Genomic DNA, 297 nt, shown 5'->3' with positions numbered 1-297 from the left:
CCATCTTTCTCATGTTTTTTCGCTTCTACGCTATCGCGCCAGTCATAGCTGATTCCAGCCACGACATCGACATTATCGGCAGCAGCCCATTGATATTCACTGGCGAGCGACCAGGTACGATCTTCATAGCGATCGTAAGCGGCGTGCGGCGCACCTTTTTCCCGGTGTACGTCATCTTTCCAGTTAACGGCAAACGACAGCAGATCGTTTTCACGCACATCGGCTGCCAGTTGTAACCCGGCACCGTCGCTGTAATCGGAATAATGGCTGTAGCTGCCTTTTTTATTTTTCAAATCA

General features: G+C 50.2%; 1 protein-coding gene. It reads right to left on the bottom strand.

Annotation, left to right across the window (positions count from 1 at the left end; translation table 11 throughout):
• Nucleotides 1–297: hypothetical protein (locus tag LZP73_RS20055; RefSeq protein ID WP_234236674.1), on the bottom strand; the 297-nt coding region annotated here is incomplete at both ends.

Source organism: Shewanella sp. AS16, from assembly GCF_021412365.1.
Classification (GTDB): Bacteria; Pseudomonadota; Gammaproteobacteria; order Enterobacterales; family Shewanellaceae; genus Shewanella; species Shewanella salipaludis.
Note: the sequence above shows the minus strand (reverse complement) of the source record. Positions and strands in the feature narration are given on the sequence as shown.